The sequence below is a fragment of the Acinetobacter sp. WCHAc060025 genome, assembly GCF_004209355.1.
Taxonomy (GTDB): domain Bacteria; phylum Pseudomonadota; class Gammaproteobacteria; order Pseudomonadales; family Moraxellaceae; genus Acinetobacter; species Acinetobacter wuhouensis.
Genome location: NZ_SGSX01000001.1, coordinates 88,112 through 105,865, shown reverse-complemented (window position 1 = coordinate 105,865; position 17,754 = coordinate 88,112). Strand labels below are relative to the sequence as shown.

The 17,754-nt window shown below is 39.7% G+C and carries 17 protein-coding genes; 11 read left to right on the top strand and 6 right to left on the bottom strand.

Annotated features, from left to right (window positions below; genetic code table 11):
* The first annotated feature begins 751 nt into the window (after positions 1-751).
* The 5 genes from EXE09_RS00560 to dmpG all read left to right on the top strand — a co-directional run bounded on the left by EXE09_RS00560 (position 752) and on the right by dmpG (position 5,778).
* A complete protein-coding gene (locus EXE09_RS00560) occupies positions 752-1,702 on the top strand; it encodes an RluA family pseudouridine synthase (RefSeq protein WP_130115990.1) in 951 nt (316 codons plus the stop codon).
* Positions 1,703-1,809: 107 nt separating this feature from the next.
* Entirely contained in the window at positions 1,810-2,478 is a 669-nt protein-coding gene (locus EXE09_RS00555; RefSeq protein ID WP_130115989.1) for an HAD-IA family hydrolase, read from the top strand.
* A gap of 488 nt (positions 2,479-2,966) precedes the next feature.
* On the top strand, positions 2,967-3,776 hold the full coding sequence (locus tag EXE09_RS00550; protein ID WP_068973751.1) for a fumarylacetoacetate hydrolase family protein: 810 nt from the start codon (positions 2,967-2,969) through the stop codon (positions 3,774-3,776).
* A gap of 71 nt (positions 3,777-3,847) precedes the next feature.
* Positions 3,848-4,747, top strand: coding sequence for an acetaldehyde dehydrogenase (acetylating) (locus tag EXE09_RS00545; protein ID WP_130115988.1), 900 nt, complete (start codon positions 3,848-3,850; stop codon positions 4,745-4,747).
* Positions 4,748-4,758: 11 nt separating this feature from the next.
* Positions 4,759-5,778: a 4-hydroxy-2-oxovalerate aldolase gene (gene dmpG / locus EXE09_RS00540; protein WP_087552215.1), complete on the top strand. Its 1,020-nt coding sequence runs from the start codon at positions 4,759-4,761 to the stop codon at positions 5,776-5,778.
* A 107-nt stretch (positions 5,779-5,885) separates the two neighbouring features.
* On the opposite strand, the gene EXE09_RS00535 is transcribed toward dmpG, so the two are convergent.
* Both EXE09_RS00535 and EXE09_RS00530 read right to left on the bottom strand, forming a co-directional pair.
* Positions 5,886-7,070, bottom strand: a complete 1,185-nt coding sequence (locus EXE09_RS00535) for a porin (RefSeq protein WP_130115987.1) — start codon at positions 7,068-7,070, stop codon at positions 5,886-5,888.
* Positions 7,071-7,211: 141 nt separating this feature from the next.
* Positions 7,212-8,552, bottom strand: a complete 1,341-nt coding sequence (locus tag EXE09_RS00530) for an amidohydrolase (protein WP_130115986.1) — start codon at positions 8,550-8,552, stop codon at positions 7,212-7,214.
* A gap of 501 nt (positions 8,553-9,053) precedes the next feature.
* On the opposite strand from EXE09_RS00530, the gene EXE09_RS00525 reads away from it, so the two are divergent.
* Both EXE09_RS00525 and EXE09_RS00520 read left to right on the top strand, forming a co-directional pair.
* Positions 9,054-10,346, top strand: a complete 1,293-nt coding sequence (locus EXE09_RS00525) for an OprD family outer membrane porin (RefSeq protein ID WP_130115985.1) — start codon at positions 9,054-9,056, stop codon at positions 10,344-10,346.
* Positions 10,347-10,715: 369 nt separating this feature from the next.
* Positions 10,716-11,573 carry an alpha/beta fold hydrolase gene (locus EXE09_RS00520; protein ID WP_130115984.1) on the top strand — a complete coding sequence of 286 codons (858 nt, stop codon included), beginning with the start codon at positions 10,716-10,718 and terminating at the stop codon, positions 11,571-11,573.
* A gap of 95 nt (positions 11,574-11,668) precedes the next feature.
* Here the strand turns inward: EXE09_RS00520 and EXE09_RS00515 are convergent, their stop codons facing one another.
* The 4 genes from EXE09_RS00515 to hcaR all read right to left on the bottom strand — a co-directional run bounded on the left by EXE09_RS00515 (position 11,669) and on the right by hcaR (position 14,225).
* A complete protein-coding gene (locus EXE09_RS00515; protein WP_087552210.1) occupies positions 11,669-11,932 on the bottom strand; it encodes a Txe/YoeB family addiction module toxin in 264 nt (87 codons plus the stop codon).
* A complete protein-coding gene (locus EXE09_RS00510) occupies positions 11,916-12,179 on the bottom strand; it encodes a type II toxin-antitoxin system Phd/YefM family antitoxin (RefSeq protein WP_068973743.1) in 264 nt (87 codons plus the stop codon). The genes EXE09_RS00515 and EXE09_RS00510 overlap by 17 nt, the downstream gene beginning before the upstream one ends.
* A 166-nt stretch (positions 12,180-12,345) precedes the next feature.
* Positions 12,346-13,026 carry a DUF1345 domain-containing protein gene (locus tag EXE09_RS00505; protein ID WP_416332359.1) on the bottom strand — a complete coding sequence of 227 codons (681 nt, stop codon included), beginning with the start codon at positions 13,024-13,026 and terminating at the stop codon, positions 12,346-12,348.
* Between the two features lie 293 nt (positions 13,027-13,319).
* On the bottom strand, positions 13,320-14,225 hold the full coding sequence (hcaR, locus tag EXE09_RS00500; RefSeq protein WP_068973741.1) for a DNA-binding transcriptional regulator HcaR: 906 nt from the start codon (positions 14,223-14,225) through the stop codon (positions 13,320-13,322).
* Between the two features lie 282 nt (positions 14,226-14,507).
* On the opposite strand from hcaR, the gene hcaE reads away from it, so the two are divergent.
* From hcaE to hcaB, 4 genes are read left to right on the top strand one after another with little or no spacing between them, the layout of a single operon-like run.
* A complete protein-coding gene (hcaE, locus tag EXE09_RS00495) occupies positions 14,508-15,875 on the top strand; it encodes a 3-phenylpropionate/cinnamic acid dioxygenase subunit alpha (protein ID WP_130115982.1) in 1,368 nt (455 codons plus the stop codon).
* Positions 15,872-16,390: a 3-phenylpropionate/cinnamic acid dioxygenase subunit beta gene (hcaF, locus tag EXE09_RS00490; protein WP_068973739.1), complete on the top strand. Its 519-nt coding sequence runs from the start codon at positions 15,872-15,874 to the stop codon at positions 16,388-16,390. The genes hcaE and hcaF overlap by 4 nt, the downstream gene beginning before the upstream one ends.
* Positions 16,390-16,716, top strand: a complete 327-nt coding sequence (gene hcaC / locus EXE09_RS00485; RefSeq protein WP_068973738.1) for a 3-phenylpropionate/cinnamic acid dioxygenase ferredoxin subunit — start codon at positions 16,390-16,392, stop codon at positions 16,714-16,716. Before hcaF ends, hcaC begins: the two co-directional genes overlap by 1 nt.
* Before the next feature lie 2 nt (positions 16,717-16,718).
* On the top strand, positions 16,719-17,534 hold the full coding sequence (gene hcaB / locus EXE09_RS00480; RefSeq protein ID WP_130115981.1) for a 3-phenylpropionate-dihydrodiol/cinnamic acid-dihydrodiol dehydrogenase: 816 nt from the start codon (positions 16,719-16,721) through the stop codon (positions 17,532-17,534).
* The last annotated feature ends 220 nt before the right edge of the window (positions 17,535-17,754 follow it).

Sequence of the window (17,754 nt, the reverse complement as noted above, 5' to 3'; positions counted from 1 at the left end):
TAAAGCGAACATCTAAAATATTGGATCAAGACTTAAACCAAAAACATCCAGTATGATTTAAGTTGCTGACTGAGTTGTGAGCTCAGGCGAGGGTTTGATACCTGTATTTCCGTATTGATGTTGCAATACTTTCTTTAATCTTTGCACAATTAAAGTTTTGAGGTTTTCACTGGCACTGAAAGTGGTGCATTGGATGACGGATTTGATCGTCTTTCACTGTCACATTGCTCGAAGATCATCTCAACTTTGGTGAGTGCGTCTTGATACGGAATTATCATCGTATCTTTACAAAATGTGCAGTTCCAATACCTCAGACACTTATGTCCTGAATAACACTCTAAAGCGACTTGGCTGATGTGTATCAGTTTATGTTTAAAAACCAAATGCTGGATAATGACCAGTTTGGCGACATATATTTTTAAACAAACCGATTTCTGTACTTTAAGTACAATTAAACGCAACAGTTTGTCTTTTTGCCGATATAATAAAGCCTTCGGCGTCGGCGTATTCTTTTGGGACCATTCCGAGCTTTGGGTGAATGCTTTATTCTGTCTGTGCTTTCAAAAAGTTTTTTGTTTCAAAAGTTTCTGAAATACAGATAATAAAGTTCACTTACGGTGGTATCCGTGCGCTGACTATAGCAAACCTTGCATCATCTGCCTATGGGCTATACGGTTATTTTGTATGAAATGTATAGTCTAAGTGATCAGTTTTTAATCAAAATTTCGTTTTATTAGGTCATCGTAACTGTATGAATTCTACGCAAGACTGGCAAAGTGTCACCTGGTTTGAAGTCGACGAACATCAGGAAGCTCAACGTATTGATAATTTTTTATTTTCACGTTTAAAAGGTGTGCCAAAAAGCCGCATCTATCGTTTGATTCGTGAGGGTCAAGTTCGTGTCAATAAAAAACGCGTTAAGGCTGAAACCAAGCTCGCGATTGGCGATCAGATCCGTGTTGCACCGATTCGCTTTGAGCAAAAAGATGAGTCTGCTGTGCCTGTGTCAGATAAGGTGGCGCAAAGTTTATTAAGCCGTGTGGTCTATGAAGATGAAGGTTTAATGGTGGTCAATAAACCTTCAGGCATCGCAGTACATGGTGGTAGTGGTGTGGCGTATGGCTTGATTGAAGGTTTGCGAGCTGCAACAGGTAAAAAATATCTGGAACTGATTCACCGTATTGACCGTGATACATCTGGTTTGGTGATGATCAGTAAAAAGCGTAGCGTACTCAAAACGCTACAAGATTTGTTGCGTGAACATAAAATTCGTAAGACTTATGCTGCAATTGCCAAAGGTCAGGTGAGCTTAGACAATCAATTGATTGATCAACCTTTATTGCGCTATGAATTGGCAAATGGCGAACGTCGTGTACGTGTGTCAAAAGACGGTAAAGAATCCAAGACACAATGGAAAGTCGCTGAACGCTTTATGCATGCAACTTTGGTACATGCCTCACCGCTATCAGGGCGTACCCATCAGATTCGTGTACATGGTTTGAGTATTGGTCATCCACTCGTTGGGGATGATAAGTATGGGCATGAAACTGAATATCGTGGACCAAATCCACGTCGTTTGTGTCTGCATGCGATGCGTTTGGAAATTCCAGGCTATCCTGTGATTGAAGCGCCTTTGCCTGAAGATATGCAGAGTTTGGTGGCGCAGTTAAGATCGCAGAAAGCGGATAAGCCTGTTGCGTAATTAAAAGTATTTGAGAAATTTTTACCTCTTCCTAACCCTCACTTGCGCTTCGTTTTAAAGCAGTGCTTTAAAACTTGCTCAGGAGAGGGAACTTATTGGAAATAAACATGCAAAAACCTGTAGAACTGATTATTTTTGACTGGGATGGGACACTGTTTGATTCTGTCGGGCAGATTGTGGCGAGTTTATTGTTTGCTGCTGAGCAATTTGAGCAACCTTTAACACCTGAAGCTGCAAAAAGTATTATCGGTTTAGGTTTGCCTGAAGTGGCTCAGGTTTTATTTCCAACTGTGCCTGAACTGCATACAGAAATTTTAAAATGCTATGGTGATCATTATGTTGAGCATTCCAAAGGTGATCAGTGGTTTGCAGGTGTGTCAGAAATGTTGCATGATTTGCATGATCAAGGCATCAAATTGGCAGTGGCAACAGGGAAAAGTCGTAAAGGTTTAGATCGTGTTTTAGGGCAAACCAATAGTCATGATTTATTTGCTGTGACCCGTGCAGCGAGTGAAACCAAGTCCAAACCTGATCCATTAATGTTGGCTGAAATTTTACAACACACAGGGATTCAGGCTGATCGTGCGATTATGGTCGGTGATACTTCTTATGATCTGGAAATGGCGAAAAACATTGCGATGCCACGTGTAGGCGTGAGTTATGGGGTACATCGTATTGATGTTTTACAAAGCTTTAATCCATTAACGATTGCAAATGATGTCAGCACTTTGCATGATTTTTTACTTCAACAGGTTCAGCTTAAAGACGTGGTTTAATCAATATCCATCGTCGCTTCATTCTCATAAAGAAAAGGGCAAAGTCATTCACTTTTGCCCTTTTTTCATATTTAAAAGATTGTATTGCTCTGTTATTTCTCGGCTGAAAAAGTCATTTTTTGTTCATCTCTATATTAGCTTTTAGTCGTAGAATAAAGTTCCCTCAAAAATAACAACGACCTGAATTCTGAGTAATTTACGGGTATTTCTAATTGATTTTTAACGCTTGTTTATTCATCTAAAAATATGGATAAAGATTTATAGGTTCTAACTATTGTCATAAATAAAATAAGTATTGGCACAAAAACAGCAATTTACCGATGCTTAAACTGTTCATAAAAGTACACGTTTTAAAGAAAAATGGTGTTCAGATGCAGTAGAACTGCAGAGATTGATCTGATCATTCAAGCAAAATCTCTCATTGGGTAATGTCGAGATTCAGCCATCTAAAACGGTATTCAGTCCATTTTGCAGTTTAAGGAAACATGATGTCGAATTCTGCTGTTGTTCAAACAAGTGTTGAATCGGTTGCTTTGGCTTTAAGAGAAGCTGAATTATCAAAAACGGCGATAGCGCCTGTTCGTCCACAACTTGGGGGTGAAAGTGCCGATGTAGATATCGCCTATGCCGTTCAGGAAGAAAATACCAAACGTGCGATTGCTGAGGGTCGTCGTTTAGTAGGGCGCAAAATTGGTCTGACATCAATTGCAGTGCAAAAGCAGTTAGGTGTTGATTCTCCAGATTTTGGAATGCTGTTTGCAGATATGGCATTTGGTGATGGTGAAGCCATTCCTGCAGGTTTATTGATTCAGCCGAAAGTTGAAGCTGAAATTGCGTTAGTAATCAATAAAGATCTAACCCAGGAAAAACACACCTATGCAGACATTATCAGTGCGACTGAATATGCCTTGCCTGCAGTTGAAGTGGTCGATAGCCGTATCGAAAACTGGAAAATTTCACTGATTGATACTGTTGCTGATAATGCGTCTTCTGCAGCCTATGTCCTCGGCTCTAAGCCTGTGAAACTTGAAAATCTTGACCTTGTAAATTGCAAAATGACCATGACGCGTAGTGGTGAAGTGGTTTCTCAAGGTGTGGGTAAAGCATGTCTTTCAAACCCATTGAATGCAGCTGTTTGGTTAGCAGATGAAATGGTACGTCGTGGTCGTCCACTTCTGGCAGGTGACATTATTTTGACTGGTGCGCTTGGGCCAATGGTTGTGGCACATGCGGGTGATGAATTTGTTGTGGAAATTGAAGGTTTTGGTTCAGTGACTGCGGCTTTTGCGGCTGAATAAAATTGAATTTTACCAGGTCTTAAGTTTTACAACGCCTGCATTTTACAACTTAGCGTTAAGAGATATTGTTCATGAAAAAGATTAAATGTGCATTGATCGGTCCAGGGAATATTGGTACTGATTTACTTTATAAATTACAACGCAGTGAGTTTTTAGAACCTGTATGGATGGTGGGGATTGACCCAACATCTGAAGGTTTGGCACGTGCTGCAAAAATGGGGATTAAAACCACTGCTGAAGGTGTGGATGGTCTGCTTCCTCACGTCATTGCTGACGACATTAAAATCGCTTTCGATGCAACGTCTGCATACGTACATGCTGAAAACAGCCGTAAGCTCAACGAGCTTGGCGTACAGATGATCGACTTAACGCCTGCGGCAATTGGCCCATTCTGTGTTCCACCTGTCAACCTTGAGGCTTTGCTTGAACAAGGTGAATTGCCAAATGTAAATATGGTGACTTGTGGTGGTCAGGCGACTATTCCGATGGTGGCTGCGATTTCACGTGTTCAGGCGGTTGAGTATGGTGAAATTATTGCGACGGTATCAACCAAATCTGTCGGTCCTGGTACACGTAAAAATATTGATGAGTTTACACGTACCACTGCGGGTGCAATTGAGCAAGTTGGCGGTGCAAAAGCAGGTAAAGCGATCATTATCATTAACCCAGCTGAGCCACCACTGATGATGCGTGACACAGTGCATTGCCTGGTGGAAGGTGAGCCTGACCAGGCTGCAATCACTGAATCTGTGCATGCCATGATCAAGGAAGTTCAGAAATATGTACCAGGTTATAAACTAGTGAATGGTCCTGTATTTGATGGCAACCGCGTATCTATGTTCCTGGAAGTTGAAGGTCTGGGTGACTATTTACCTAAATATGCAGGCAACCTCGACATCATGACCGCAGCTGCTGCACGTACCGCAGAAATGTTTGCAGAACGTCTGATCGCTAACCAAGTAGAAGCATAAGGAGCATCTTCATGTCTAAGATTATTATTAATGATATGACTTTACGTGATGGTATGCACCCGATGCGCCATCAAACAACCCCTGAGCAAATGGTTGCCATTGCAACTGCACTCGATGATGCGGGCGTACCGTTAATCGAAGTGACACATGGTGACGGTTTGGGTGGTAACTCAGTCAACTATGGCTTTGCTGCTGCAACTGATGAAGAATATTTAAAAGCGGTTATTCCGAATTTAAAACAAGCTAAAGTTTCAGCGCTTTTACTTCCTGGTATCGGTACGGTTGACCATTTGAAAATGGCGCATGATGTGGGTGTCGCAACCATTCGTGTGGCAACGCATTCTACGGAAGCGGATGTTTCAGAACAGCATATCACTGCTGCGCGTAAACTTGGTATGGATACTGTGGGCTTCCTGATGATGGCACACATGGCTACTCCTGAGAAATTACTCGAAGAAGCACAGAAAATGGTGTCTTATGGTGCGAACTGTATTTATGTGACTGACTCAGCAGGTTATATGCTTCCACAAGATGTGACTGATCGTGTCGGAATCTTGCGTGCAAATTTAGCAGCAGAAATCGAAATCGGTTTCCACGGTCACCATAACTTAGGTATGGGTGTGGCAAACTCTGTGGCTGCAGTTGATGCAGGTGCAAAACGTGTCGATTTGGCTTCTGCAGGTTTGGGTGCAGGTGCGGGTAATACACCACTTGAGCTGTTTGTTGCTGTAGCGAACCGTATGCAGATGGAAACAGGTGTGGATCTGTTCAAAGTACAGGATATTGCTGAAGAATTGATTGTACCGATGATGCAACAACCGATTCGTGCGGATCGTGATGCAGCGACTTTGGGTTATGCCGGCGTGTATTCTTCATTTCTATTATTCGCGAAACGTGCTGAAGCTAAATATGGCGTATCAGCTCGTGAAATTCTACTTGAATTGGGTCGTCGTGGTACGGTGGGTGGTCAGGAAGATATGATCGAAGATCTTGCATTGACTATGTCTAAAGCTAAAGAGGCGAATGCTTAAAACGCTGATGAGCAATATTGTTCAAGAAAGAAAAAAGTACAGGGTTGATCCTGTACTTTTTATGGATTGGGAAATTTAATCTCAAATATCAAATCAAGTATTAAATTTTAGAAAAAATACCCAATTGAAAAAGCAAACATTTTATTGGTGTCCTGATTGTCACCTTGAGCAAGTGAAGTGCTACTACCACCGACAGCAGGGTCATTTTTACTGATGATATATTCTGCTTGAACGCCAATGTCTTTATAGAAGAAATATACACCCGCATTGATTCGTTCTGAATCTAGATATCCTTGTTGATCCTTATAGTATTTTCCATAAGACAGATAAGGTTTAATTTCAGGCACATTTTCAAAAGGTTGTTTAATTGAGTAATTGATTTCGTTCAACATAAACTTGCCATCATTTGCAACTTGATAAGAGTAATCTCGAGCACCTAAGGTTGAATCGTGTGGACGTAATGCATCTGCATTATCTACTTTTTGTTGCCCTGCGATAATCAACCACTGCCAGTTTTGATAATCCGTTGTTGCAAATGCATTCCAAGAGTCTCGTTTACCCGTTTCACCACTGATTCGATTGTCTAAGTCAGAGTGTAAATATGAAGCACCCACTTCAGTTTTAAAGTTTTTTTCTGAATCTATGTTAAATGTTTTGGCAAAGCGTGTAGCCCATATATTTTCTTCCTCAATATGTGTGCCATTTTCAATGTCATCTGCCTCAACATAACTCACACCATAACGGCTTGAATCTTTACTGACACCTTTAAAATTTCCACCATCTTTTGGATAAAATCCGAGTGTAAATGCATAATCATTTTGATTTAATTTGTACTTAACACCGACGTTTTCTACACCTTCAAAGCCCATTGATGAAAAGAGCGAACCATAGTTGGTATTCCCCCAGTATCGACCAAAACCAAACTCAACATCTTGTTGTCCAGCTGAAATACGGCTATGTTCATTGAGTTTATAGCCAAGCCAAGCATCACGGACAAAGATCGCATCACATAAACGATCATGTTGGTAGCAACGCGCTTCAAAAGAGGCAAGCCAATTGGGATTTTCATAATTTAACATCAGCTTGATATCAAGAAATTTGAATTGCCCATTGGTTGAGCCTTCGCTCACATCATCGGCGAAGTCTTTGTAAACATAAGCACCACGAACAGCACCTCCAATATTTAAGCCGCCTAAATCCGTTTTTGAATCACCAATATTGATTGTTCCTGCATATACAGAACTGGTAGTAATGAGCGTAGAAAGCGCAAGTAGAGTGAAAATTTTATTCATCTTAATAAGTCCTTTGTTAAGATGTTTTGAAATAAATTGCCTAAAAATAGGCAAAGTTAATCCACTCAATTTCATTTTGAAATTGAGTGTTTGTGCGGTTAATGATCGAAAGTTAGATGTGAAAAGCTTTGAATAAAGAGCTTATTGTGCTTTCCATGAAGCTTGAACTTGCTTGGCAATAGATGGGTAATTCAAAATAAAACGGACATGTGTTTCTACCCCAGTTTTTAGGGTTGCATCATCGACAACAAATTCTGAACTATGGTTAGGTGCGGCTTTTGCCATATCTTGGTCAGCAGGTGTTGCGCCAAGGAAAACAAAAAGTGATGGCATTAATTTCCCATAATAGGCAAAGTCTTCGCTTGGACTCGCATTATTATCCAAGAGGTGTAATTGAGATTTGCCAACCGCAGTTTCGAGCGCTGGTGCTGTAAGTTCAGTTAAAGTTTTATCATTTGTGGTCACAGGTGCATAAGATGAAATGTCTACATTGGCTTTCACATTATTTGCTAGTGCCGTAAATTTCACCATTTCTGGGAGTTTTTTCAAAATATTCTGACGGATAGCTTCGTTATTTGTACGAATTGTTCCCGCCATTGAAACTTCCTCAGGAATAACATTGCTCACAGTTCCGCCAGAAATTTGTCCAACACTCACAACACCCATGCCTTTGGTTAGATTAGATTGGCGACTGATGAGCGTTTGTAAATTGGTAATCACTTGAGCAGAAGTCACGATCGGATCAGTTCCAGCCCATGGCATAGATGCATGAACTTGTTGACCTGTTAATTTAATGCGGAATTCATCTGCGCTATTTAAAATTGCACCACTTTTATAGAACAGGTTGCCAGTTGGCATGCCTGAAATCACATGAATGCCAAAAATAACTTCGGGTTTGTTCTGCTTAAAAGCACCATCAGCGATCATTTTACGAGAACCAATTTGGTCACCTTGGGTAAAATTATCGATGTCTGCTGCGCCTTCTTCAGCAGGTTGGAAAACAAAAACGACAGTACCCGCAAGTTTATCCTTATTTTCAGCGAGAACTTTGGCAGCACTCAGTAACATTGCGGTATGTGTGTCATGTCCACAAGCATGCATCACTGATTCTTGCTTTCCTTGATAGAGCGCCTTAACTTTACTGGCAAAACTTAAACCAGTTTTTTCCTCAACAGGTAAGGCATCCATATCTGCGCGTAAAGCCATCACTGGTCCAGGTAAAGCACCTTTGAGAACACCGACTACCCCAGTTTTTGCATATCCAGTTTTAACTTCAATCCCGTATGATTTGAGTTCTTTTTGAACTAATTTAGAAGTATTAAACTCCATGTTGCCAAGTTCAGGATGTTGATGAATTTGATGGCGTAATTGAATGGTTTGAGGTTCTGTTTTAATGACAGCGTCTTTGACCCAATCCGCAGAACTGATTTGAGATAAAATCAATAAAGGTGTTGCAAGTAATGCTGCCTGAATTCTTTTCATAAGGTTTTACATCCTGTAAGTAGTTGTGAAAAGCGCAACTCAATTTACTGAGGTCTGCTTTTTGATTCAAATACTTTGTGGGTATAAAAATATGATATTTATAATGTGTTTAGCTTGTGGTTATTTAAATCTAAGGGTGGACTGTAAAATAAATTGCTATAGAAAATTCCTTTGACTTAAACGCTATTTCTTATAAATAAAAAAAATAAAAATGCAAATTTAAAAATATTTTTAAACTTAAAAACGCTAAAAGATTTCATAATATAATAATCATCTTATTTATTTGTTAATAATCTCTATTATTTTGTGAGGATAAAATCTTAAAGAGAAATATTGGTTAAAAAAAGACTTATTGTTTAAATATATTAAAAATAAATAAAAAAAGATCATGCCACGATGAGTGGTTAAAACATAGATAAAACTTAATACTGTAGTCGGATTTTATCGAAAACTAGAGTTCCGCATGATGTCCGCTCAGATTTTGTTTTATGGAAAGCAACGATGCGCCGTCAATCATTATGGATAGCAATGTGTACTGCAACAGCAGTTTTAGGGACAACGGCAACGCATGCAGCGTTTGTAGAAGACAGTCAAGTTCAGCTCAAATTTCGCAACTTTTTCTTAGATCGTCAAATTGATCAACCTGATAAAACTAAGCCTCAAGATTTTGGTAGTTGGTCACAGGCAGTAACATTGGATGCTAAATCTGGTTATGCAGAACTTGGTCCTGTGCAAGTGGGTGTGGATGTTTTGGCACAATATGCTCTACGTTTAAGTGGAGATCGTGGTGATAATGACTATGTCATGCCATACGATTACAACAGCAAAGAGCAAGCCCGTGATAATGCAAAATTGGGTGCGACTTTAAAAGCGAAAATCAGCCAAACAGAACTGAAAGTGGGTGAAATTTTACCGATGTCACCTGTGGTGCATTTCGACCCATCACGCCAATTACTCACCACATTTGAGGGTGCTTGGTTAGAATCTAAAGACCTTAAAAATACCAAACTCACTTTGGGCTATTTAGATGGTGTCAATGCACGTTATGAAAATCAGGTGCATGATTTTGGATTGTGGCCCAATGAATTAAATACGGATAAAGGTAAAGTTCGTGAAGGCGATAGCAAAAGTATGCTAATCGCAGGTGTGGACTATCAAGTGACACCTGAGTTGGCAGCAAGCTATTTCTATGCGGATGTAGAAAATATTTACCGCCAAAATTATCTCGGTTTGGCTTTTAATAAAAAGCTGGATGAGCACAATAAAATCGCGACCCATATCCGTTATTTCGATAACCAAGATTCAGGTGATGCGATTTATGGTGCAATTGATAACCAAGCCTTATCTTTGCGTGGCGCGTGGACACATGACAACCATACGATAGATGCAGGCTATCAACAGATTTTTGGTGATACGGGCAATGTGAATGCGATGTTCTCGACACTTTCAGGTTGGGTGCCACAGCCGTATTTGGTGAATTGGTCAGTGGCGAGCTTTATTCGTAAAGATGAGCGTTCTTGGAGTTTAGGTTATACCTATGATTTTAAAGATACGATTGCCAAAGGTTTGACTGTGACTGCACGTCATTATGATGGTTCAAATATTAAAAATAACAATGGTACACGTGGTAAGGAACAGGAAGATAATTTGATTGTAAATTATGTAATTCCTGAGGGTAAGCTTAAAGGTCTTGGTTTTCAATGGATGTATATCAATGTGAATTATGCCAATGTACCTGGATTTGTGGATTTAACAGAGAATCGTATTGCGACGACGTATACCTATCGTTTTTAACTTAAATTTGTATGTAATTACTTACGCGTATCCATTTAAGAATAGGGTGTAAGTGTTATATTTATTGCAAATAAAATATAAGACCTCTCCCTAACCCTCACTTGCGCTTCATTTTAAAGCAGTGCTTTAAAACTTGCTCAGGAGAGGGAATATTCAATATTGATTCAGATCTTGTTGAAACAAATTCTATTAAAAACACATTGAAAACAGTCATTTAAATTATCGTTTTTTTGTAGTTTGTCATCGTTATTAAGTATCAATTTCACTCAAATTCACAGGTACTATGAAGCTGTAAATTAGTCAGTTTGAATCCATATTGATGCGTTTTTAAATGGATTCAACCCATAGATAGACTGTAAAGGAATAGGTATGAGTACTGTACAAATCCCAGATTATAAAACTGATGCATTCTTCGGTTTGGAAGACAAATGGATTGAAACAGCTGAGGGTGAACTTACCCATTATCATGAAATAGGTGAGGGTACACCGATTCTGTTTTTACATGGTTCAGGTACAGGTGTTTCTGCAGCTGCAAACTGGTGGTTAAATTTGCCACAAATTGGTGAGCAAGCACGTTGTATCGCAATTGATACGATTGGTTATGGTCAAACTGTTGTTGCACCAGATACTGCTTATGGTATTCGTGCTTGGGTCGATCATGCGGTACGTACTTTAGATGCTTTGGGTATCGAAAAAACGTGGTTAGTGGGTAACTCTTTAGGTGGTTGGTTGGCTTTCCAATTGGCACTTGATTATCCAGAGCGTGTTTTGGGTATTGTGTCTATGGGTACAGGTGGTGCAAAACAAACAGCAGCACTGAAAGCGCATGCAAATCCTGTATTGACAGAAGAAGGCATCAAAAAAACCTTGTCCATGTTTGTGGTAAACAAAGACTTGATTACAGATGAATTGGTGAAAGTACGTTTTGCTTCTGCGGCAAATGACTATGCATCAAATCGTTTAATGGATGTGGTTGGCGCACGTGACCGTGATCGTTTTGAATTTCCACTCGATTTTGAAAAAATGAAAGACATTACTGTACCTGTATTGTTGATTCATGGTGTGCAGGATGTGGTGATTCCAGTATCTCGTTCATGGGACATTCTAAATACTGTGCCAAATGCCGATGCACACATTTTCAGTCAATGTGGTCACTGGTCACAAGTAGAAAAAGCTGAAGAATTTAATACCGTGATTAAAGATTATTTAACTGCACGTGGTGTGTAAATTTTCTATATTGATTTACCCAAAGGATGGCGAAAGCTGTCCTTTTTTAGTCCTTTGAGTAGAGTTGTAATAAAAGCATTGATTAGCTCATGCTTTTATTCATAGTGATAACGGCAGGAAATTATGGTTATGGCTGTATCTGTGACTTCATAGACCAGTCGATTCTTTTCATCTATACGTCTGCTCCATAATCCAGATAAATCACCGAGTAAAGCTTCAGGCTTCCCAATACCTTCAAAGGGCGTACGTTGACATTCTTTGATTAAAGTATTGATTCTTTTGAGCGTTTTTCTATCTTGGCTTTGCCAATAAATATAAGTTTCCCAAGCTGTAGGCGTGAAGCTAGTCAGTCGTGTCATCTAAAAGTTCTCTTTCGACTGCTTTCGATGCGCGTAATTCAGCAATTGATTTTGCTAAATGAGCAGCATTACTTGGAGAAGATAACAGGTGTAATGTTTCCATGATGCTATTGTAATAATCTTGTCCCATGACAACGGCATGTTGTCCTTCTTTACGAGTAATTACAGCGACATCGGCATCATCTATTACTTTATCTAAAACAGTTTTTAGATTGTTACGTGCATCTGTGTATGTAAATACATGCATTTAAATACCTCGATCACCACTATGGGCGATGAATAAGTAATCTAAACCATCTACACGATGGAGTATAAAATAAATGTACAATATTCTGTACATGTTGTAAAGATATAAGGTCGTGATGTCAAAGTAGCACTTATAATGGGAAGTAAATGAAAGAGTATTTTGTTACTCAGCTCATAATAAAACTCGCTGCGACATTAATACAGATCGCCAAAATTGTGGTGTTAAACCCATACGCCAAAAGGATATGTAAAATATTCAGTGTACGCATTGAACTTGAAGTTAAAGAAACATCAGCAGTTTGTGCAGAAGTGCCAATCACATAACTAAAATATATAAATTCTGGATAAGTGGGTTCAGGTGTTTTGGGAAAATCTAAGCCCCCATCTTGATGATTGGCGACTGCTAAATAAAAGTCATGTGCATAATGAATCGCAAAAATGGTGTGCATAAATAACCATGCGAAAATGATGGTGACCATTGCTAAGATCAAATGCCCTAATTTGACCATATGATCATTTGGCAAATGTGTTAATTCAATAATAATCGCAATAAAACACATGATCAGGCTTAAAATGACTAAAAATAGGATGATCCATTTACTGGCATCTTGTTGCTGTGCTCGTTTTAAAATATGCGCTCGATTGGTTGTCCATAATGTTTTCATGGTCAAAATAAGATAGACAAAAATAGCAATATTCCAACTGAATAATAGATTTGTAGACCAATTCCAATCTGTTGAAAAAGCGATCATTACATAGAGCAGGGCTGTGATGATGAAGCTTATAAAAAAGTAAGGACGAGATTGCACTCCTGACTTGAAGCGGTGAAACGTATGTATTGTCCTCATCAACATCACCCAAACTTAAAATTGTTATGTTTTATGTATAAATATCTTAGCTGAATTTGTGAGAGGTGATTAGACTTAAGTTGTAGTCAATAGCAAAGTTAATGAGAAAGACTGACAAAACTGATGCGTATAAAAAAAGATGAAGTGTTTAGATTCATTCGTAAAAAATAAAAGCAGACTTATTCATTTATACTTATTGTTGGAAAGTGTGAATAGGTTCTCTGTGATTTAGCCACCATTATTTTAAAAATAAATAATGGTGCAAAAAGCAAGATGTATGAGATGGTTAAAAATTAACGATCTGAACGATTGATATCGAGATAAAATACCTTTGTTAATAGTTCCATAAATTTTTGTACAGCGACAGAATCCATATTTTTACGGTAGCTGACATACAAATCTAAATAGGGAAGCTCTACATCGAGTGGGCGAATGACCGTGTTGCTCATGGTGAGTGGTGCAATATAACCTGGTAAAATGGTGCAGCCTAAGCCCATACCAATCGAGTTGATATTAAACAAAATATTATCGGCTTTTTGCACGATATTAAATTCAATATTATTCTGTTTGGCAAAGTCTAAAATAGCGTTGTGCAACGTACCTGATTGCTCTTCGGCAGGAATAATAAAATCAATACCATTCAATGCTTTAACAGGAATACGTTCATACTTCGCCAAAGGGTGATCTTTGGGTAAAATAAAAATCAAAGGTTCACGTAGGACAAATTTACTTTCAATTTCATCATTGTGAAAGTTATGTCGGGTAAAGCTGACATCCAATTCACCTTTCTTAATTGCACGCATTTGCTCAAGGTTGTTTAAGCTTAATAATTCGATTTTAAGATCAGGATTTTGTACCCGTAAATTAGGCAGTACATAAGGAAAAACTTTCATCTCAGCGACAGGAACGAAGCCAATACGAAGTAACTGTTGTTTGGCTTTGGAGACTTGACGTGCCATTGCCACGGCTTTGTCTGCCTGTGCCAAAGTTAAGCGTGCTTGTTCTAGAAAAACAGCACCTTCTTCGGTCAGTTCAACTTTACGTTTAGTGCGATTCAGTAGTCTGACGCCGACATCTTCTTCTAGGTCTTTGATTTGCTGACTGAGAGAAGGTTGTGCGGTATAAAGTTTCAATGCTGCTTTACTGAAGTTGAGTTCTTCAGCCACAGTAATGAAGTATCTTAGATGTCGTAATTCCATATAACTCGTCCAAAGAGTAATCCAAAAAATGTCTTACTAATAAGCTGTGAGAGTATAATCTATAAACAACTATGGCGTGAAGATGATTATGCCATTTAGAAAATAAATGAAGTCTGCAAAAGCATTGCCATTCTAATATAGAAAATAACGCTGCTAATAATTCAAAAAAGGTATTAATTAAAACAAAATAAATATTTCCCTAAAACTCGTCTCAAAAGCGATGATTTGTGCAAAGTTGAGTCAATTTGTTTGTGACCCCACGTTTGTCGCAGGAGAGCTTTCATGAGTGGAAAAATTGATGTACGTGAAATCGATGCTTTGGTCGATGCACAAAATGGACGTATCTCGCCATCTATTTATACAGATCCAGATTTGTATGAGTTGGAATTAGAGCGAGTTTTCGGTCGTACTTGGTTATTCCTTTGCCATGAAAGCCAAATTCCAAAAGCAGGTGATTTCTTCAACACTTACATGGGTGAAGATCCGATCATTGTGGTGCGTCAAAAAGATGGCTCAATCAAAGCATTATTGAACCAATGCCGTCACCGTTCAATGCGTGTCAGTTTTGCAGACTGTGGTAATACCCGTGCATTCACATGTCCATATCACGGTTGGTCATACGGTGTTGATGGTTCACTGAAAGATATTCCACTTGAAGATCGTGCATTTCCACAAGGTGCATGTAAAGAAAAATGGGGCTTGATTGAAGTTAACCGCGTCAAATCTTATAAGGGCTTAATTTTTGGTTGTTGGGATGAAAGCACACCTGATCTTGAAGAATATATGGGTGATATTGCTTGGTATTTAGATGGTGTATTAGACCGTCGTCCAGGTGGTACTGAAATCATCGGGGGTGTACACAAGTGGGAAATCGAGTGTAACTGGAAATTTGCAGCAGAACAGTTTGCCTCTGACCAATATCACGCTTTATTCTCACATGCTTCTGCGATTCAAGTCTTAGGTGCAAAACCTGACGATGAAGGCTCTAAAAAATTAGGTGCTGCCCAAACCGCTCGTCCTGTGTGGGAAACAGCCAAAGACGCAATTCAATACGGTTCACGTGGTCATGGTTCAGGCTTTTTCTTTACCGAGAAACCTGATGCAAACGTCTGGGTGGACGGTGAGGTTGCCAACTATTTCCGTGAAACATTTGATGAAGTCAAAGAACGTTTAGGTGAAGTTCGTGCCTTACGTCTTGCAGGTCATAACACCATGTTCCCAACATTGTCATGGTTGAATGGTACAGCAACACTTCGTGTATGGCATCCACGTGGTCCAAACAAAACAGAAGTCTGGGCATTCTGTATTGCCGATGCCGAAGCATCACAAGAAGTGAAAGAAGCGTTTGAGCGTTCTGCGACACGTGCCTTTGGTCCTGCGGGTTTCTTGGAACAAGATGACTCTGAGAACTGGATTGAGATTCAAAAAGTACTTCGTGGCTACAAAGCACGTAAAAACCAACTCATTATGGAAATGGGTTTAGGCAATGAGAAAGTCCGTGAAGATGATATTCCTGGGATTACCAACTACATTTTCTCAGAAACAGCCGCACGTGGCATGTACCGTCGTTGGGCAGACTTACTGATTCATGAAAAATGGGAAGATGTCGAAGCTGCGGCAGAAGCATATGAGCAGGAGCTTGTGAAATGAGTTTAGTCAGCCTCGAATTACAACACCAAATCAGCCAATTTTTATATCGTGAAGCAAAATTACTCGATGATTGGAAATTCCGTGAATGGTTAGATGTCTTCGCAGAAGATATTTCTTATACGCTTCGCACCACACCAAATGCACAAACCCGTGACCGTCGTCGTTCTGTTGAACCACCAACCACATGGGTATTTAACGACAACAAACATTTGCTGGAACGCCGTGTAGCACGCCTTGAAACAGGTATGGCTTGGGCGGAAGAACCTCCATCACGTACCACGCACATGGTTTCAAACGTGATTGTTGAAGCGACCGAAGTAGATGGCGAATACGATGTTTACGTCACCTATTTACTTTACCGTACACAGAAAGAGAAAGATGTGACGATTTACTGCGGTAAACGTCATGACAAACTTCGCCAAGTTGAAGGCGGCTTAGGATGGCAGATTTTCAACCGTAAAATTACCCTAGACCAAGTGACGTATAACTCACACAACTTGAGCGTGTTCTTCTGATGAATAAAATTTTTGTTTGCCAAATTGACGAGTTAGATGAAGGCGAAGCACTGAAAGTAGAATGTGGTGTCAATGGTATCGAAGCATTGGCAGTATTCAATAACAACGGTGAATTCTTTGCCATGAATGACCGTTGTTCACATGGCAATGCATCGATGTCTGAAGGTTATCTTGAAGATGATGGCACGGTGGAATGTCCATTACATTCAGCTCGTTTCTGTTTAAAAACAGGTGAAGCATTGTGTCTACCTGCAACTGATCCAATCAAAACATTCCCTGTGATTGTGGAAGATGGTCAATTGTTTGTAGAAATGGCAGGAGAATAAGCATGGGTTGGCTACAAGGCGAAGTTGCACTGATTACCGGTGGTGGTTCAGGTTTAGGTTGGGCTTTGGTGGAACGCTTTATTGAAGAAGGTGCACAGGTTGCAGTGCTTCAGCGTTCAAAAGCCAAAGTGGATGCTTTAAATGAACATTTCGGTGGTCAAGTCTTAGCAATTGAGGGCGATGTAGCCAACTATGCAGACAATGTCCGTGCGGTAAATGCCACCGTTGAACGCTTTGGTAAACTTGATTGCTTCGTGGGTAATGCAGGAATTTGGGATCATTACGCAGATATCGTCAATACTTCAGGTGAACAACTTGAGAAAGCATTTGATGAGATTATGGGCATTAATACCAAGTCTTTAATCCTTGGAGCTAAGGCTGCGCTTGATGCATTGATCGCTTCTGAAGGGTCTATCATATTTACTTTGTCTAATTCAGCCTTGTACTCAGCAGGCGGAGGCCCTGTATATACAGCGTCTAAGCATGCAGGGGTTGGAATTATGAAAGAATTGGCCTATGAGCTTGCGCCTAAAGTACGAGTGAATGCCGTTGCGCCCTCAGGTATGAATGTCAATATCAAAGGTGCGGCATCTTTAGGTCAGGAAAATGTAGGCTTATTGGATGCACGTGATCCTGAGAAGATTGCCCGCGGTATGCCGCTCAACTTCTTACCAGAACCCGAAGATATGACTGGTTCTTACGTTTTACTGGCATCCCGTCAGAACAACCGTCCACTGACGGGTGTTTTAATCAATGCGGAATGTGGTTTGGGGATTCGTGGATTACGCCAACCGCGTGCAGGTTTCTTTGATGAGTAATCATTTTGAATTTTGTAAAATTCAAAATGATTATTAAATCAATATTGAAAGTTCCCTCTCCTTTAAGGAGAGGGTTAGGGAGAGGTTTTATATTTAAAAGCCCCTCATCCTAGCCTTCTCCCAAAGGGAGAAGGAACTCCCGATATGCTTTCGAATATGTTTTGACTTTAAAAGTTTGAACATTTTGACTTGCGCAAGAAGCTTAATTAATAAATTAAAT

What these genes read in the sequence shown, in the direction of transcription:
- EXE09_RS00560 (WP_130115990.1), top strand. Translation starts at nt 752, where the DNA reads ATGAATTCTACGCAAGACTGGCAAAGTGTCACCTGGTTTGAAGTCGAC.
- EXE09_RS00555 (WP_130115989.1), top strand. Translation starts at nt 1,810, where the DNA reads ATGCAAAAACCTGTAGAACTGATTATTTTTGACTGGGATGGGACACTG.
- EXE09_RS00550 (WP_068973751.1), top strand. Translation starts at nt 2,967, where the DNA reads ATGTCGAATTCTGCTGTTGTTCAAACAAGTGTTGAATCGGTTGCTTTG.
- EXE09_RS00545 (WP_130115988.1), top strand. Translation starts at nt 3,848, where the DNA reads ATGAAAAAGATTAAATGTGCATTGATCGGTCCAGGGAATATTGGTACT.
- dmpG (WP_087552215.1), top strand. Translation starts at nt 4,759, where the DNA reads ATGTCTAAGATTATTATTAATGATATGACTTTACGTGATGGTATGCAC.
- EXE09_RS00535 (WP_130115987.1), bottom strand. Translation starts at nt 7,070, where the DNA reads ATGAATAAAATTTTCACTCTACTTGCGCTTTCTACGCTCATTACTACC.
- EXE09_RS00530 (WP_130115986.1), bottom strand. Translation starts at nt 8,552, where the DNA reads ATGAAAAGAATTCAGGCAGCATTACTTGCAACACCTTTATTGATTTTA.
- EXE09_RS00525 (WP_130115985.1), top strand. Translation starts at nt 9,054, where the DNA reads ATGCGCCGTCAATCATTATGGATAGCAATGTGTACTGCAACAGCAGTT.
- EXE09_RS00520 (WP_130115984.1), top strand. Translation starts at nt 10,716, where the DNA reads ATGAGTACTGTACAAATCCCAGATTATAAAACTGATGCATTCTTCGGT.
- EXE09_RS00515 (WP_087552210.1), bottom strand. Translation starts at nt 11,932, where the DNA reads ATGACACGACTGACTAGCTTCACGCCTACAGCTTGGGAAACTTATATT.
- EXE09_RS00510 (WP_068973743.1), bottom strand. Translation starts at nt 12,179, where the DNA reads ATGCATGTATTTACATACACAGATGCACGTAACAATCTAAAAACTGTT.
- EXE09_RS00505 (WP_416332359.1), bottom strand. Translation starts at nt 13,026, where the DNA reads ATGAGGACAATACATACGTTTCACCGCTTCAAGTCAGGAGTGCAATCT.
- hcaR (WP_068973741.1), bottom strand. Translation starts at nt 14,225, where the DNA reads ATGGAATTACGACATCTAAGATACTTCATTACTGTGGCTGAAGAACTC.
- hcaE (WP_130115982.1), top strand. Translation starts at nt 14,508, where the DNA reads ATGAGTGGAAAAATTGATGTACGTGAAATCGATGCTTTGGTCGATGCA.
- hcaF (WP_068973739.1), top strand. Translation starts at nt 15,872, where the DNA reads ATGAGTTTAGTCAGCCTCGAATTACAACACCAAATCAGCCAATTTTTA.
- hcaC (WP_068973738.1), top strand. Translation starts at nt 16,390, where the DNA reads ATGAATAAAATTTTTGTTTGCCAAATTGACGAGTTAGATGAAGGCGAA.
- hcaB (WP_130115981.1), top strand. Translation starts at nt 16,719, where the DNA reads ATGGGTTGGCTACAAGGCGAAGTTGCACTGATTACCGGTGGTGGTTCA.